This is a genomic window from Burkholderia sp. Ac-20345 (genome assembly GCF_017104825.1).
Classification (GTDB): Bacteria; Pseudomonadota; Gammaproteobacteria; order Burkholderiales; family Burkholderiaceae; genus Burkholderia; species Burkholderia lata_B.
The window spans coordinates 1-14,585 of record NZ_JAAGPO010000232.1 but is presented as its reverse complement, the minus strand read 5'-3'; the positions used below and the strand labels follow the sequence as shown (position 1 = coordinate 14,585).

The following is a 14,585-nucleotide window of genomic DNA, read 5'->3' as shown; positions in this document are numbered from 1 at the left end:
CCGTGCTTCAGGCACTGCTCGATGCGGCCGGCGAGCCGAACGCATCGAGCAGTGCCTGCAGCACGGCCGGGGCGAGGCCGGGCGCATGCGCGAGCTGCAGCCACGCGCGCACGGCGGAAGTGGTCAGTGCTTGCGGCGACATGAGGCGCCCCTCGAATGCGGTGGCCAGCGAACCGCGTGGCGCCATGATAAAATTTTCATCATCCGAAATACTCGACAGGGCCGCGCGCGCAGGCGCCCGGCCAATTGCAGGAGGCATGATCCGCGGCATTGATTCGCCGCGCGTCCGCCTCATCTTCATTGCATCCCGGCGGCAGCGCCAGCTGGCCGGATGGCCGATGCGGCACGCCGCTCCACCGAATACCGAACGCCATGGCTTTACTCAATATTCTTCATTACCCCGACAAGCGGCTGCACAAGGTCGCGAAGCCCGTCGACAAGGTCGACGACCGGATCCGCAAGCTCGTCGCCGACATGGCCGAGACCATGTACGCGGCGCCGGGCATCGGCCTTGCGGCCACGCAGGTCGACGTGCACGAGCGCGTGATCGTGATCGACGTCTCCGAGGAGAAGAACGAGCTGCGCGCGTTCATCAACCCGGAGATCGTGTGGTCGAGCGACGAGAAGCAGATCTATGAAGAGGGCTGCCTGTCGGTGCCCGGCATCTACGACGAAGTCGAGCGTCCCGATCATGTGCGCGTGCGCGCGCTCAACGAGCAGGGCGAGACCTTCGAACTCGACTGCGAGGGCCTGCTGGCCGTGTGCGTCCAGCACGAGATGGATCACCTGATGGGGCGCGTGTTCGTCGAATACCTGTCGCCGCTCAAGCAGACGCGCATCAAGACGAAGATGAAGAAACTCGAACGCGCGATGTGACGCGCGTTCACCCAGCCCGACCCCGAACGCTGTCATGACCCATACGTTGCGCGTAGTTTTTGCCGGCACGCCGGAATTCGCCGCGGCTGCCCTTGCCGCGATCCACGAGGCCGGTTTTCCGGTGCCGCTCGTGCTCACCCAGCCCGATCGCCCTGCCGGGCGCGGGATGAAACTGCAGGCGAGCGCGGTGAAGCGCTACGCCGTCGAGCACGGGATGCCCGTCGCGCAGCCGCCGTCGCTGCGCCGCGCGGGCAAGTACCCGGCCGAGGCGGCCGACGCGATCGAACTGCTGCGCTCGACCCCGCACGACGTGATGGTGGTCGCCGCGTACGGCCTGCTGTTGCCGCAGGAAGTGCTCGACATTCCGCGTGACGGCTGCATCAACATTCACGCGTCGCTGCTGCCGCGCTGGCGCGGCGCCGCGCCGATCCACCGCGCGATCGAGGCCGGCGACGCCGAGACGGGCGTCACGCTGATGCAGATGGACATCGGCCTCGACACCGGCGCGATGATCGAGGAAGCGCGCGTCGCGATTGCACCCGACGAGACGACCGCGACCCTGCACGACCGGCTTGCCGCCGAAGGCGCACGACTGATCGTCGACGCGCTCGTGCAGCTCGAGCGCGACGGCGCGCTGCCGGCGACGCCGCAGCCGGCCGACGGCGTGACCTATGCGGAAAAGATCGGCAAGCACGAAGCGGCGCTCGACTGGCGCAAGCCGGCCGACGTGCTCGCGCGCCAGGTGCGTGCGTTCGATCCGTTCCCGGGCGGTGTCGCGACGCTCGACGGCGCGGCGATCAAGCTGTGGGCGGCCGAACCGGTGGCGGCGCGCGGTGAAGCGGCGCCCGGCACGATCGTCGAAGCCGCGCCGGAAGGCGTGGTCGTCGCATGCGGCAGCGGTGCGCTGCGCGTCACGCAGTTGCAGAAGCCGGGCGGCAAGCGGCTGCCCGCGCGCGAATTCCTGGCCGGCTCGCCGCTCGCCGCAGGCCAGTGTTTCGCGCTGACTGACGTTGCCTGACGCGGCCTGACCGCCATTCGACACGGCCTGCCGGGCGTGCGCAATCGGCCGGATGGCCGAGTCGCGCGGCGCGGCAGGCGCGCGTAGAATTTCCCTGCGTTCTCCGGTTTCGAGGTTTTCATGTTCGGCATCACCCATTTCGGCTTCTTCGTGCTGGCAGTCTTCCTGCTGAACGTCACGCCCGGTCCCGATACCGCCTATATCATCGGCCGCAGCGTCGCGCAGGGCCGCGGCGCGGGGCTGATGTCGGCATTCGGCATTTCGGCCGGCTGCTGCGTTCACGCGCTTGCCTGCGCATTCGGCCTGACCGCGCTGCTCGCGGCGTCGGCTGCAGCATTCACGGTGATCAAGCTGGTCGGCGCGGCCTACCTGATCTACCTCGGCGTGCGGATGATCCTCGCGAAGCAGGCGGCCGAGCCGTCGGGCACGGCGGCCACGCAAGCCGCGAAGCCGCTGCGCCAACTGTTCATGCAGGGCTTCTGGACCAACGTGCTGAACCCGAAGGTCGTGCTGTTCTTCGTGTCGTTCTTCCCGCAGTTCGTGTCGGCCGACAGCCCGCACAAGGCATGGGCGTTCCTGACCCTCGGCGGCGTGTTCGTCGCGATGAGCACGGTGTGGACCAGCCTGGTCGCCTGGGTCGCGGGCAGTGTCACGGCGCGCTTTTCCGGCAAGCCGGGCGTCAAGAAGTGGCTCGACCGCACGGTCGGCAGCGCTTTCGTCGGCCTCGGCCTTCGTCTGGCAACATCGCAACGCTGAGATTGAATTTTTCCGGCAAGACCTTATCTAACAAATCGCTTACAATTTTTCCGCCACGCCCTTTGATGCGCGGCGGGTCCCCTGACGGATAAGGAGTGGGTATGTTCAATTGGGTCAAAACGGCGATGCTGATGGCCGCGATCACGGCCCTGTTCATCGTGATCGGCGGGATGATCGGCGGCTCGCGCGGCATGACGATCGCGCTGCTGTTCGCGCTCGGCATGAATTTCTTCTCGTACTGGTTCTCCGACAAGATGGTGCTGCGCATGTACAACGCGCAGGAAGTCGACGAGAACACGGCGCCGCAGTTCTACCGGATGGTGCGCGAGCTCGCCACGCGCGCGAACCTGCCGATGCCGCGCGTCTACCTGATCAACGAGGATGCGCCGAACGCGTTCGCAACGGGCCGCAATCCCGAGCACGCGGCGGTCGCCGCGACGACGGGCATCCTGCGCGTGCTGTCGGAGCGCGAGATGCGCGGCGTGATGGCGCACGAGCTCGCACACGTGAAGCACCGCGACATCCTGATCTCGACGATCACCGCGACGATGGCGGGCGCGATCTCGGCAATCGCGAACTTCGCGATGTTCTTCGGCGGGCGCGACGAGAACGGCCGGCCGGCCAACCCGATCGCGGGTATCGCGGTCGCGCTGCTCGCGCCGATCGCAGGCGCGCTGATCCAGATGGCGATTTCGCGGGCACGCGAGTTCGAGGCCGATCGCGGCGGCGCGCAGATTTCCGGCGATCCGCAGTCGCTCGCGACCGCGCTCGACAAGATCCATCGCTATGCGGCGGGCATCCCGTTCCAGGCGGCCGAGCAGCATCCGGCCACCGCGCAGATGATGATCATGAACCCGCTGCACGGCGGCGGCCTGCAGAACCTGTTCTCGACGCACCCGGCCACCGAGGAGCGCATCGCGCGCCTGATGGAGATGGCGCGTACCGGTCGCTTCGACTAAGCCAAAGCCACGGCACACCGTGCGGCAGTTGCCGCGCGGGGGCCGTCACGCCACCCCGCACGCTTCGCGCTGCGGGGTGTTTCATTTGTACGCGCCGTAAAGGGGCCAATGGGGCTGCGGCGTCGCACGCTACAATGCCCGGTTTGGGATCGCGGGGCCACGTGAGCGCCGTGATCCCGCCGTTTGCCGCATTTGTTTGCCGTGCCTGTTTGCCGAATCTGCTCCGATGACACGAACCCGTTCTACCGCTCCGTCTTCTTCCGGCCGCCCGGCGCGCCTGTCCGCGCTGCATCTCGCGCCCGATTCGCTCGGCTTCGCCCTCGACTCGGCCGCGCAGGCGGTCGATGCGGTGCGGCGCGGCACCGCGCTGCCGGCGGCACTTTCGGCGGTATTCGCGCAGATGCCGTCCGGTGCGCAGGCACTCGCGCGCGGCGCGACGCAGGATGTCGCGTACCGGACGATGCGCCGCCTCGGCAGTGCGGACTGGCTGATCGGCCGGCTCGTCAGCAAGGCGCCGCCCGCGCACGTGCACGCAGTACTTGCCGGCGCGTTCGCGCTGCTGCTCGACCCGGCGGACGAGGCCGCGTATCCGGCGTTCACGGTGGTCGACCAGGCCGTGACCGTGATCGGCTCGCGTCGCGAATGCGCGTTCGCGAAGGGGATGGTCAACGCGGTGCTGCGCCGTTTCTTGCGCGAGCGCGATGCGCTCGTCGCGGCGCTGCAGGACGATGTCGTCGCGCGCTGGAACTACCGTGCGTGGTGGGTCGATTCGGTGAAGCGCGCCTGGCCCGACGCATGGCAGGCGATCCTCGCAGCCGGCGAGCGCCAGGGGCCGCTGACGCTGCGCGTGAATGCGCGTCGCGCGAGCGTCGACGCGTATCTCGATACGCTGCGCGCGAACGGGATCGAAGCGACCGCGATCGGCCGGCATGCGGTGCGGCTCGCGTCGGCACTGCCGGTCGATCGCATTCCGGGGTTTGCCGACGGCGTCGTGTCGGTGCAGGACGCCGGCGCGCAGCTCGCAGCCGAATGGCTTGGCGCGCGCGACGGCATGCGCGTGCTCGATGCGTGCGCGGCGCCCGGCGGCAAGACCGGCCATATTCTCGAACTCGCCGATGCGGAAGTCGTTGCACTGGAAAGCGACGCCGCGCGTGCGGCGCGGATCGGCGAGAACCTCGTGCGGCTGTCGCTCGAAGCAGACGTGCGCGTCGGCGACGCGGGTGCACCCGACGCGTGGTACGACGGCCGCCCGTTCGACCGCATCCTCGCCGACGTGCCGTGCTCGGCATCCGGCATCGTGCGTCGGCACCCCGACATTCGCTGGCTGCGCCGCGAGGCCGACATCCCGGCGCTCGTCACGGAACAGCGCCGCATCCTGTCGGCATTGTGGCCGCTCGTGAAGCCGGGCGGCGAACTGCTTTACGTGACCTGTTCGGTCTTCCCCGAAGAAGGCGAATTGCAGGCCCGCTGGTTTGAAGCGGCCTGTGAAGATGCGGTACGATTGGACGCCCCGGGCCAGCTGCTGCCGGGCGGAGTGCAGGGAGGGGCGGCCGCCGGCGCACTCGACCAGAACACCGATCACGACGGATTTTTCTACGCGCGGTTTCAGAAACGGTGACGATCAAACACCTTTTTCCACTTCGGCTCGCGGCCGTCCTGATGGTCGCGTTGATGCTGTGCCTGGCTGTCGTCCGGCCGGCGCATGCCGAGTCGGTCGCCGTGCAGCGCGCGTCGCTCCAGGCCGACGGAAGCGGCTGGGCCCTCGACGCCCGCTTCGATTTCGAACTGAACCCGAGCCTCGAGGATGCCGTCAACAAAGGCATCCCGCTTTATTTCACGACCGACTTCGAGTTGAGCCGTGCGCGCTGGTACTGGTTCGACGAGCAGCCGGTGACGGTGACGCAGACGATCCGCCTGTCGTTCCAGCCGCTCACGCGTGAGTATCGCGTGTCGACGGGCGGCCTGCAGCTCGGTTTCCCGTCGTTGAAGGACGCGCTCGCGGTCATCAGGCACATCACGTCGTGGCACGTGATCGACCGCAACCAGGTGCGCTCGGGTGAAACCTATACGGCATCGGTGCGGATGCAGCTCGATACGGCGCTGATGCCGAAGCCGTTCCAGGTCGATGCCGTGAACAACCGCGACTGGACGCTCGGGTCGGACTGGAAGCGCTTCAACTTCACGGTGACCGAACGTGCTAAATAAAGTGCGCCGCGCGGCCAGCGGGAAAAGCCTCCTCGTTCGCGTGATCGTCTCGACCGTCGCGCTCACTGCGCTGCTGCTGCTCGTGCTGCTCGCGGCCGCGAGCGCGAACACCGAATTCTTCGACCGCTACTACTCGTGGCTGTATGCGACGAACATCGTCGTCGCACTCGTGTTCCTGCTCGTGGTGCTCGGGCTGATCGGGATGATCGTCGTGCGCCTGAGGAAGGGCAAGTTCGGCACGCGGCTGCTCGCGAAGCTCGCGGTGTTCTTCGCGCTCGTCGGCGTGGTGCCGGGCGGGATCATCTACATCGTGTCGTACCAGTTCGTGTCGCGCAGCATCGAATCGTGGTTCGACGTGAACGTCGAGACGGCGCTGACGGCAGGCCTGAACCTCGGCCGCGGGATGCTCGATGCTTCGCTGTCCGATCTGCAGACGAAGGCGCGGCTGATGTCCGACCAGCTCGCGAGCGTCGATGCGAACACGAACGGCACGACGCTCACGCTGCTGCGGCTGCGCGACCAGTTCGGCGTGCAGGACGCGACGATCGTCGAGCCGAGCCGCGGCGGCTCGGGTGCGGCGCCCGACCTGCACATCGTCGCGCAGGCGTCGGGCAATTTCGCGGCGCTGATTCCGGACGATTTGCCGACGCCGCTGATGCTGAACCAGGCGCGTGAACACGGCGCGTACGCGGCGATCGAGGGTGAAGTCGACGGCGACCCGCGCGCACACGGCGCGAAGGGCGCGCTGCGGTTGCGCGTCGTGCGGCCGATTCCCGATGCATCAACGGCGCTGCTGCAGCCGGCGGAACGCTTCCTGCAGCTCACGCAGCCGGTGCCGCCCACCCTGGCCCACAACGCGGACGCCGTGCAGCGCGCGTATCGCGAGTACCAGGAAAAGTCGCTCGGCCGTACGGGGCTGCGCAAGATGTACATCGGTACGCTGACGCTCGCGCTGTTCCTCGCGACCTTCATCGCGATGATGCTCGCGCTCGCGCTCGGCCAGCAGCTCGCGCGGCCGCTGTTCCTGCTCGCGCAGGGCACGAAGGAGGTTGCGGAAGGCGACTACACGCCGAAGCGCGAGATCAAGACGCGCGACGAGCTGGGCTTCCTCACGCAGTCGTTCAACGCGATGACGCGCCAGTTGTCCGAGGCGCGGCTCGCGGTGGAGAAGAATCGCGTCGCGCTCGAGCATTCGAAGACGTATCTCGAGAGCATCCTCGCGAACCTGACGGCCGGCGTGTTCGTGCTCGACCGCCAGTTCCGGCTGACGACGGCCAATCGCGGCGCCGAGCGGATCTTCCGGCAGCCGTTCAACGCGCTGATCGGCACGACGCTCGACCGGATCGGCGTGGCCGCCGGGTTCGGTGCGATGGTGCGCAAGGCGTTCGCCGATCGCGAGGCGGCGTCCGACGGCGCCAGCGGCGATCGCGGCCACTGGCAACAGCAGTTCGCGATCGAGGTGCCGGGAGAATCCGATCCGTTGACCTTGCTCGTGCGCGGCACGCGCCTCGTGTCGACGGTCGAAGGGCAGGCCGACGATCCGCAGACTTCCGGTTACGTCGTCGTGTTCGACGACATCTCCGACGTGATTTCCGCGCAGCGTTCGGTCGCGTGGGGCGAGGTCGCGCGCCGGCTCGCGCACGAGATCAAGAATCCGCTGACGCCGATTCAGCTGTCGGCGGAGCGGCTGCAGATGAAGCTGTCCGACAAGCTCGCACCGTCCGACGCCGATGTGCTCAAGCGCGGCGCGACGATGATCGTCAACCAGGTGGCCGCGATGAAGCGGATGGTCGACGATTTCCGCGAATACGCGCGCACGCCGCCGGCGGTGCTCGCGAACCTGCAGTTGAACGAACTGGCGAGCGAGGTGCTCGGGCTGTACGGTGTGGGCGAAGGCAAGAGCGCGATCGTCGCCGAGCTCGCGCCGTCGCTGCCGGTGATACGCGGTGACGCGACGCAATTGCGCCAGGTGATTCACAACCTGCTGCAGAATGCGCAGGATTCGGTCGCGGAGTCGGCGCATCCGCGTGTGTTGATCGAAACCAAGACAGTAGAATATGGCGATCCCGACGCCGAGGGCAAAACGCGCGTCGCGGTACGTCTTACCGTGTCCGACAACGGGCCCGGTTTTCCGGCGCGCATCCTGACCCGCGCGTTCGAGCCTTATGTGACGACGAAGGCGAAGGGCACGGGTTTGGGGTTGGCCACGGTCAAGAAAATCGTCGATGAGCACGGTGCGCGGATCGATCTGCGCAATCGCATGCATGGCGAGACCGTCGAGGGTGCGCAGGTGTCGATCCTGTTCCTGCAGATGGCGAGCGATGCGCCAGGCGCCGAATCGGGCGTGCAGGACGGGGCGGCCCCCGCCAAGACAAAAGCAAGTGAGCAGACAAAGGCAGCGTAAATGGCAACCATCCTGGTGGTAGATGATGAAATGGGCATCCGGGAATTGCTCTCGGAGATCCTCAGCGATGAAGGACATGTCGTCGAGGCAGCGGAGAACGCGCAGGCCGCGCGGGAATACCGGTTGAATCAGGCGCCCGATCTCGTGCTGCTCGATATCTGGATGCCCGATACCGACGGCGTGACGTTGCTCAAGGAGTGGGCGGCGCAAGGGCTGCTGACGATGCCCGTGATCATGATGTCCGGGCACGCGACGATCGATACGGCCGTCGAGGCGACGAAGATCGGCGCGCTCGATTTCCTCGAGAAGCCCATCGCCCTGCAGAAGCTGCTGAAGTCCGTCGAGCACGGTCTCGCACGCGGCGCGGCACCGGTGTCCGCGAACGCGGCGGCAAAGGCCGGCGCAGGGCAGGCGACGGGGCCCGCGGCGGTTGCGTCCGCGGCCGCGCTGCCGACGCTCGGCGACGACATGGCTTCGGCACTCGGCCTCGCGGGCCAGACGGCCGCGATCCCGTTCGACATCCCGTTGCGCGAAGCGCGCGATGCGTTCGAGCGTGCGTACTTCGAATATCACCTCGCACGCGAAAACGGCAGCATGACGCGCGTCGCGGAGAAGACGGGCCTCGAGCGCACGCACCTGTATCGCAAGCTCAAGCAGCTCGGTGTCGAGCTCGGCAAGAAGCCGTCCGAAGGCGCCGTATAAAATATTTCGTGAAAGTACTTGATCAAGTAACGAAGGGTGGATATACTTTCTCTTCTTCGTTGGCCCGGTAGCTCAGTTGGTAGAGCAGCGGATTGAAAATCCGCGTGTCGTTGGTTCGATTCCGACCCAGGCCACCAGAATTAAAACCCCAAGAATCGGAAGGTTCTTGGGGTTTTTCGTTTGTGGTGAGGTTTGCGTCATGAGTGGCGTGGGGTGGCATGCCCGGCAGTATTCGTGAGGGCATGATAAAATCCGTGTCCGCTCAATAACTTAGCGCATCGCTTCATGCGCACGGCAGGCTGCCAGCGTGGCACCGCCGTGGCGCGCGGCAACGATGCCGCGCGATGGGCGGTATAAGCGCTCCGCCGCGTTCGCGGCCGATTGCGCTGCCTATACTGGTCGAGCCGGCTCAGGCCGGCACGCGTCGGGCCGCCCGGCGGCAGCCGGCCCCGGGGCGCAGCGCGACGCGAGCCTACACATTCACGGAGTATCACGGTGATTCGGACAGACGCTAAAGACGGCGCGCTCGTGTTGTTTTCCGGCGGGCAGGACTCGGCCACGTGCGTGGCATGGGCCCTCGAACGCTACCAGACGGTCGAGACGCTCGGCTTCGATTACGGCCAGCGTCACCGCGTCGAGCTCGAATGTCGCGAAGGCGTGCGCGAAGCGTTGAAGCGTGAGTTTCCCGCATGGTCGGAGCGGCTCGGCGACGATCACATGATCGACCTGTCGGTGCTCGGCGCGATCAGCGATACCGCGATGACGCGCACGATCGAGATCGAGACGGCGGCGAACGGCCTGCCGAACACGTTCGTGCCGGGCCGCAACCTGATGTTCATGACGATCGCCGCGGCGATCGCCTATCGCCGCGGGCTGCGCGTGCTGGTCGGCGGGATGTGCGAGACGGATTTCTCGGGCTATCCCGACTGCCGCGACGACACGATGAAGGCGCTGCAGGTCGCGTTGAATCTCGGGATGGATACTCGCGTCGTGCTCGAGACGCCGCTGATGTGGCTCGACAAGGCGCAGACCTGGCAACTCGCCGAACAGCTCGGCGGCGAAGCGCTCGTTGAACTGATCCGCGTTCAGACGCACACGTGCTACGTGGGCGAGCGCGCGGAACTGCACGACTGGGGCTTCGGCTGCGGCGAATGCCCGGCCTGCAAGCTGCGCAAGCGCGGCTACGAGGCCTACCTGAAGGGCGAGCGGGTGACCGAAGCGCCGCTGTGATGCAGCCGCAACGGCAGCGCCTGGTGATTAACGGATTCTGATCGACAACGAGCGGCGCGAGCCGGACGAAGGACGATGACTTACGCGGTTAAGGAAATTTTCTACACGTTGCAGGGCGAGGGCGCGAACGCGGGCCGGCCGGCCGTGTTCTGCCGGTTCGCCGGCTGCAACCTGTGGTCGGGCCGCGAAGAGGATCGTGCGGAGGCCGTGTGCCGCTTCTGCGATACCGACTTCGTCGGCACCGACGGCGAGAACGGCGGCAAGTTCAAGGACGCCGACGCGCTCGTCGCGACGATCGCCGGCCTGTGGCCGGAGGGCGAGGCGCACCGCTTCGTCGTCTGCACGGGCGGCGAGCCGATGCTGCAGCTCGACCAGCCGCTCGTCGACGCGCTGCACGCGGCCGGCTTCGAGATCGCGATCGAGACCAACGGCTCGCTGCCGGTGCTCGAATCGATCGACTGGATCTGCGTGAGCCCGAAGGCCGACGCACCGCTCGTCGTCACGAAGGGCAACGAGCTGAAGGTCGTGATCCCGCAGGACAACCAGCGGCTGGCCGACTACGCGAAGCTCGACTTCGAGTATTTCCTCGTCCAGCCGATGGACGGCCCGTCGCGCGACCTCAATACGAAGCTCGCGATCGACTGGTGCAAGCGTCATCCGCAGTGGCGGCTGTCGATGCAGACCCACAAATATCTGAACATTCCCTGAGCCCCGGCTTTTGACATCGTGCTGATTACCCGAAAACTCGAATTCGACGCGGGCCACCGCATTCCCGATCACCGCAGCCAGTGCCGGAACCTGCATGGCCATCGCTACGTGCTCGAAGTCACGCTGCGCGGCGATCTCGTCGATACCGAGGGGGCGCCCGACCGCGGCATGGTGATGGATTTCGCCGACGTGAAGGCGCTCGCGATGGAGCACCTCGTCGGCAAGTGGGACCACGCGTTCCTGGTCTATGCGCGCGACGACGTCGTGCGCTCGTTCCTCGAGCAGATGGCCGACCACAAGACCGTCGTGATCGACCGGATCCCGACCGTCGAGAACCTCGCGGCGATCGCGTTCGACATCCTCGCGAACGTGTACGACGCGCACTACGGCGTGAACCTGCGCCTCGAGCGCGTGCGCCTGTACGAAACGCCGAACTGCTGGGCCGACGTCGAGCGCCAGCCCGGCCGCTGATCCCGCCTTCCCGGTAGCCCCGCCAGCCGGCGCGGGCTGCCTGCCGCAGCACCCTGCGGCCTCGTCCCGCCGCGCTCCCCGTCCGTTCCCACATTCCGCGTAACGCCGCGCTATGATCGTTGCGTGGCGCCGAAAAACGCAGCCGTGCGCCATCGTGCGGCCGGCGTTGTCAGATCGGCCGTCCACGGCCGACCAACGTTCCAGGGCCCGGTCCTGGCGCCGCCGTGCTGCACCGCCCGGCGTGTCGCGCTCCGCTTTGCCCGTTGCTTGTCCCGTTCGATTGCCGTTCCGTCCAGGAGGCCGTATCGATGAGCACGCTCACCAATTCCCTCAAACAACGCCTGCGCGACGGCGACGAGCCGCTGTACGGTCTGTGGCTGTCGCTCGGCAGCGACTCGGCCGCGGAAGCGCTCGCGCATGCCGGCTACGACTGGCTCTGCATCGACATGGAGCACGCGCCGAACGACAGCCGCGATGTTGCATCGCAGTTGCGCGCGATCGCCGCCGCCCATCTGCCGAGCGAGCCGGTCGTGCGCGTGCCGGCGCGCGAGCCGTGGCTCGTGAAGCGCGCGCTCGATGCGGGCGCGCGCACGCTGATGTTTCCAAGTATCGAGACGCCGGACGATGCCGCGCATGCGGTGCGGCTCACGCGCTATCCGTCGCCCGATTCGCCGGACGGGCTGCGCGGCGTCGCTGGCATGGTGCGCGCGGCGGCGTTCGGGATGCGCCGCGACTACGTGCAGACGGCGAACGCGCAGGTCGCGGTGATCGTGCAGATCGAATCGGCGCGCGGCGTCGACGAAGTCGAGCGGATTGCGGCGCTGCCCGGTATCGACTGCCTGTTCGTCGGCCCGGCCGATCTCGCGGCGAGCCTCGGGCATCTCGGCGACATCCGCCACCCGGACGTCGAAACCGCGATGGCGCGCGTGCTCGCGGCCGGCCGGCAGGCCGGCGTCGCGGTCGGCATCTTCGCGGGCGATACGGCGGCCGCGCGCCAGTATCGCGAGGCCGGCTACCGGATGATCACGCTGTCGGCCGACGTAAGCTGGCTGTTGCGCGCAACGCGGCAGGCGCTGCAGGAGGTTCGGTCATGAACGGTGGCGATGGCGCGTGCCGTGGGCGCGCGCAGGGTGTGACCGGGGGGCGCGGGCAGTTGGGCGTGATGCTCGGCCTGTGGTGCGTGTGTATCGCTGTCGCCGCGCAGGGCGCGCCGCAAGCGAAGCCCGATCCGTCGCACGTGACGCAATCGGCGGTTGCCGACTACAACGCCGGCGACTATCGCGCGGCGCTGGTGCAGTTCCGCGACGCGGCCGAACGTGGCGATCGTCTCGCGCAATTCAACTACGCGATGATGCTGCTGACGGGCGAAGGCGTGACCGCGAACGTCGACGAAGGGCTGCGCTGGCTGAAGCGCGCGGCCGACGCGAACATGTCGCATGCGCAGTACGTGTACGGCCGGATGTTCGACGACGGCGAGTTCGTCGCGCGCGATCCGGCCGAGGCGCATCGCTGGTTCCTGCGGGCGGCGAAGCAGGGGCATGTGCAGGCCGAGCTGTCGCTCGCGAACCAGTTCCTCGACGGGCGCGGCACGCCGCGCGACAACCGGCAGGCGTTCGCGTGGTACAAGCAGGCCGCCGACGCGGGCGAGCCGACCGCGCAATACGTGACCGCTTCGTTCTACGAGCGCGGCGGCGACGGCGTCGCGCAGAACCTGAACATCGCACGGGCGTATTACGCGGCGGCGGCCGCGCAGGGCGACGAGACGGCCGGGCTGAAATTCAAGGAGTTGAGCGCGCGGCTGAAGGCGCAGGGGCCGGCATCGGGTGCCGGCGCGGAGCCGGGCGGGGCGCATGCACCGCCGCCGTGAGCGGGGACCGCGCTGCGAAGTGCGGTCGCGTTAGCTATCCGAGGTCGAAAAAAACGGCGCCGAGGCGCCGTTTTTCTTTGTGCGATGCGTGTCGCGGTCAGCTCTTCATCAACCGCCGCTGCCGCCCGACGCTCATGATCATCCCGATCGCGATGCCGAGCGTCGTGAGCGCGGTGCCGCCATAGCTCATGAACGGCAGCGGCACGCCGACGACCGGCAGCACGCCGCTCACCATCCCGATGTTCACGAACGCATAGACGAAGAACGCGAGCGTGAGCGAGCCCGCGAGCAGGCGGCCGAACAGTGTCGCGCCCTGCGCGGCGATATAGAGCCCGCGCGCGATCAGCGCCATGTACAGCGTCAGCAGCACAAGCCCGCCGACGAGCCCCCACTCCTCGGAGAACACCGCGAAGATGAAGTCGGTGTGCTTTTCCGGAATGAATTCGAGGTGCGCCTGCGTGCCTTTCAGGTAGCCCTTGCCGAGCACGCCGCCCGAGCCGATCGCGATCACGGCCTGGATCGTGTGGAAGCCCTTGCCGAGCGGGTCGGAAGTCGGGTCGAGCAGCGTACACACGCGGTGCTTCTGGTAATCGTGCATCAGCGGCCACTGCACTTCGGGCTGGCAGATGCGTTCTTCGAACACGGCGATCGAGCCGACCGCGATCACGCCCGCGACGAGCACCGGCACGATCAGCTTGAACGACAGGCCGGCGAGGTAGATCACGAAGAAGCCGGCCGCGAACACGAGCAGGCCCGTGCCGAGGTCGGGCTGCTTCGCGATCAGCCCGACCGGCACCAGCAGGATCCCGAACGCGGCGATGAAGTCGTACCAGCGCAGCCCGCCTTCGCGGCGCTGGTAGTACCACGCGAGCATCAGCGGTGTCGCGATCTTGAGGATTTCCGACGGCTGGATCACGACGCCGACATTCAGCCAGCGCTTCGCGCCCTTCTTGGTCATCCCGAACAGCGCGACCGCGACCAATAGCGCGACCCCGAATGTGTAGAGCGGGACCGCGAAGCGCATCAGCGTCGTTGGCGGGATGTTGGCGATCACCCACATCAGCACGAACGTCAGCAGGATGTTGCGCAACTGGTCCTCGACGCGGCCCGGCATGTCGATCGCCGCGCTGTACAGCGTGACGATGCCGACGCACAGCAGCAGGAACACGATGAGGGCGAGCGGGCGGTCGAAGCCCGCGAACATCTGCTTGATCTTGTCGAGCCAGGCGCGCTTGTCGAATTGCATGCCTTTCTCCGTTAATGAGCGGTGCCGGCGTCCGCCGCCTTCGCGGGGGCCGTTGCACGGTGATTGTCGTCGCGCGGCGTGGCGACGAGCGGCTGCGCGTCGCTGGCGGGCCGGCGTGGCCGGTGCGGGCGCCGGATCGGCGG

At 67.4% G+C, this 14,585-nt stretch carries 14 protein-coding genes, 1 tRNA gene and 1 pseudogene; 14 read left to right on the top strand and 2 right to left on the bottom strand.

Features of this window, described 5'->3' with window-relative positions; genetic code table 11:
• Positions 1-22: 22 nt before the first annotated feature.
• Positions 23-301: pseudogene (locus G3O06_RS49410) on the bottom strand (DNA-protecting protein DprA); the annotation flags it as partial.
• Positions 302-372: 71 nt separating this feature from the next.
• On the opposite strand from G3O06_RS49410, the gene def reads away from it, so the two are divergent.
• The 14 genes from def to G3O06_RS41550 all read left to right on the top strand — a co-directional run bounded on the left by def (position 373) and on the right by G3O06_RS41550 (position 13,196).
• Positions 373-876: a peptide deformylase gene (gene def, locus G3O06_RS41615; protein ID WP_011353573.1), complete on the top strand. Its 504-nt coding sequence runs from the start codon at positions 373-375 to the stop codon at positions 874-876.
• A gap of 34 nt (positions 877-910) precedes the next feature.
• Positions 911-1,894, top strand: a complete 984-nt coding sequence (fmt, locus tag G3O06_RS41610; protein WP_205819560.1) for a methionyl-tRNA formyltransferase — start codon at positions 911-913, stop codon at positions 1,892-1,894.
• 120 nt (positions 1,895-2,014) lie between these two features.
• A complete protein-coding gene (locus G3O06_RS41605; protein ID WP_174916651.1) occupies positions 2,015-2,650 on the top strand; it encodes a LysE family translocator in 636 nt (211 codons plus the stop codon).
• Positions 2,651-2,751: 101 nt separating this feature from the next.
• Positions 2,752-3,609 (top strand): zinc metalloprotease HtpX, encoded by an 858-nt coding sequence (htpX, locus tag G3O06_RS41600; RefSeq protein WP_011353570.1) that lies wholly within the window; start codon positions 2,752-2,754, stop codon positions 3,607-3,609.
• Positions 3,610-3,835: 226 nt separating this feature from the next.
• Entirely contained in the window at positions 3,836-5,227 is a 1,392-nt protein-coding gene (rsmB, locus tag G3O06_RS41595; protein ID WP_205819559.1) for a 16S rRNA (cytosine(967)-C(5))-methyltransferase RsmB, read from the top strand.
• Entirely contained in the window at positions 5,224-5,814 is a 591-nt protein-coding gene (locus tag G3O06_RS41590) for a DUF4390 domain-containing protein (RefSeq protein ID WP_174916649.1), read from the top strand. Before rsmB ends, G3O06_RS41590 begins: the two co-directional genes overlap by 4 nt.
• Positions 5,804-8,218: a sensor histidine kinase EsaS gene (gene esaS, locus G3O06_RS41585; RefSeq protein ID WP_174973919.1), complete on the top strand. Its 2,415-nt coding sequence runs from the start codon at positions 5,804-5,806 to the stop codon at positions 8,216-8,218. The genes G3O06_RS41590 and esaS overlap by 11 nt, the downstream gene beginning before the upstream one ends.
• Positions 8,219-8,920, top strand: coding sequence for a response regulator transcription factor EsaR (esaR, locus tag G3O06_RS41580; RefSeq protein WP_174916647.1), 702 nt, complete (start codon positions 8,219-8,221; stop codon positions 8,918-8,920).
• 61 nt (positions 8,921-8,981) lie between these two features.
• Positions 8,982-9,057: transfer RNA gene (locus tag G3O06_RS41575), tRNA-Phe, on the top strand.
• A 358-nt stretch (positions 9,058-9,415) separates the two neighbouring features.
• The gene (queC, locus tag G3O06_RS41570; RefSeq protein ID WP_174916646.1) at positions 9,416-10,150 is read left to right on the top strand and encodes a 7-cyano-7-deazaguanine synthase QueC; all 735 of its coding nucleotides are present in this window, start codon (positions 9,416-9,418) and stop codon (positions 10,148-10,150) included.
• Positions 10,151-10,225: 75 nt separating this feature from the next.
• Positions 10,226-10,858: a 7-carboxy-7-deazaguanine synthase gene (gene queE / locus G3O06_RS41565; RefSeq protein WP_034190231.1), complete on the top strand. Its 633-nt coding sequence runs from the start codon at positions 10,226-10,228 to the stop codon at positions 10,856-10,858.
• A gap of 18 nt (positions 10,859-10,876) precedes the next feature.
• Positions 10,877-11,329, top strand: coding sequence for a 6-carboxytetrahydropterin synthase QueD (queD, locus tag G3O06_RS41560; RefSeq protein ID WP_011353563.1), 453 nt, complete (start codon positions 10,877-10,879; stop codon positions 11,327-11,329).
• A gap of 308 nt (positions 11,330-11,637) precedes the next feature.
• Positions 11,638-12,423 (top strand): aldolase/citrate lyase family protein, encoded by a 786-nt coding sequence (locus G3O06_RS41555; protein ID WP_174916644.1) that lies wholly within the window; start codon positions 11,638-11,640, stop codon positions 12,421-12,423.
• The gene (locus G3O06_RS41550; RefSeq protein ID WP_174973925.1) at positions 12,420-13,196 is read left to right on the top strand and encodes a tetratricopeptide repeat protein; all 777 of its coding nucleotides are present in this window, start codon (positions 12,420-12,422) and stop codon (positions 13,194-13,196) included. Before G3O06_RS41555 ends, G3O06_RS41550 begins: the two co-directional genes overlap by 4 nt.
• A 97-nt stretch (positions 13,197-13,293) precedes the next feature.
• Here G3O06_RS41550 and rodA read toward each other — a convergent pair whose 3' ends face one another.
• Positions 13,294-14,442 (bottom strand): rod shape-determining protein RodA, encoded by a 1,149-nt coding sequence (rodA, locus tag G3O06_RS41545; protein ID WP_039353786.1) that lies wholly within the window; start codon positions 14,440-14,442, stop codon positions 13,294-13,296.
• Positions 14,443-14,585 lie beyond the last annotated feature (143 nt).

Coding starts and splice junctions, on each gene's coding strand:
- def (WP_011353573.1), top strand. CDS start 373: ATGGCTTTACTCAATATTCTTCATTACCCCGACAAGCGGCTGCACAAG.
- fmt (WP_205819560.1), top strand. CDS start 911: ATGACCCATACGTTGCGCGTAGTTTTTGCCGGCACGCCGGAATTCGCC.
- G3O06_RS41605 (WP_174916651.1), top strand. CDS start 2,015: ATGTTCGGCATCACCCATTTCGGCTTCTTCGTGCTGGCAGTCTTCCTG.
- htpX (WP_011353570.1), top strand. CDS start 2,752: ATGTTCAATTGGGTCAAAACGGCGATGCTGATGGCCGCGATCACGGCC.
- rsmB (WP_205819559.1), top strand. CDS start 3,836: ATGACACGAACCCGTTCTACCGCTCCGTCTTCTTCCGGCCGCCCGGCG.
- esaR (WP_174916647.1), top strand. CDS start 8,219: ATGGCAACCATCCTGGTGGTAGATGATGAAATGGGCATCCGGGAATTG.
- queE (WP_034190231.1), top strand. CDS start 10,226: ATGACTTACGCGGTTAAGGAAATTTTCTACACGTTGCAGGGCGAGGGC.
- G3O06_RS41555 (WP_174916644.1), top strand. CDS start 11,638: ATGAGCACGCTCACCAATTCCCTCAAACAACGCCTGCGCGACGGCGAC.
- G3O06_RS41550 (WP_174973925.1), top strand. CDS start 12,420: ATGAACGGTGGCGATGGCGCGTGCCGTGGGCGCGCGCAGGGTGTGACC.
- rodA (WP_039353786.1), bottom strand. CDS start 14,442: ATGCAATTCGACAAGCGCGCCTGGCTCGACAAGATCAAGCAGATGTTC.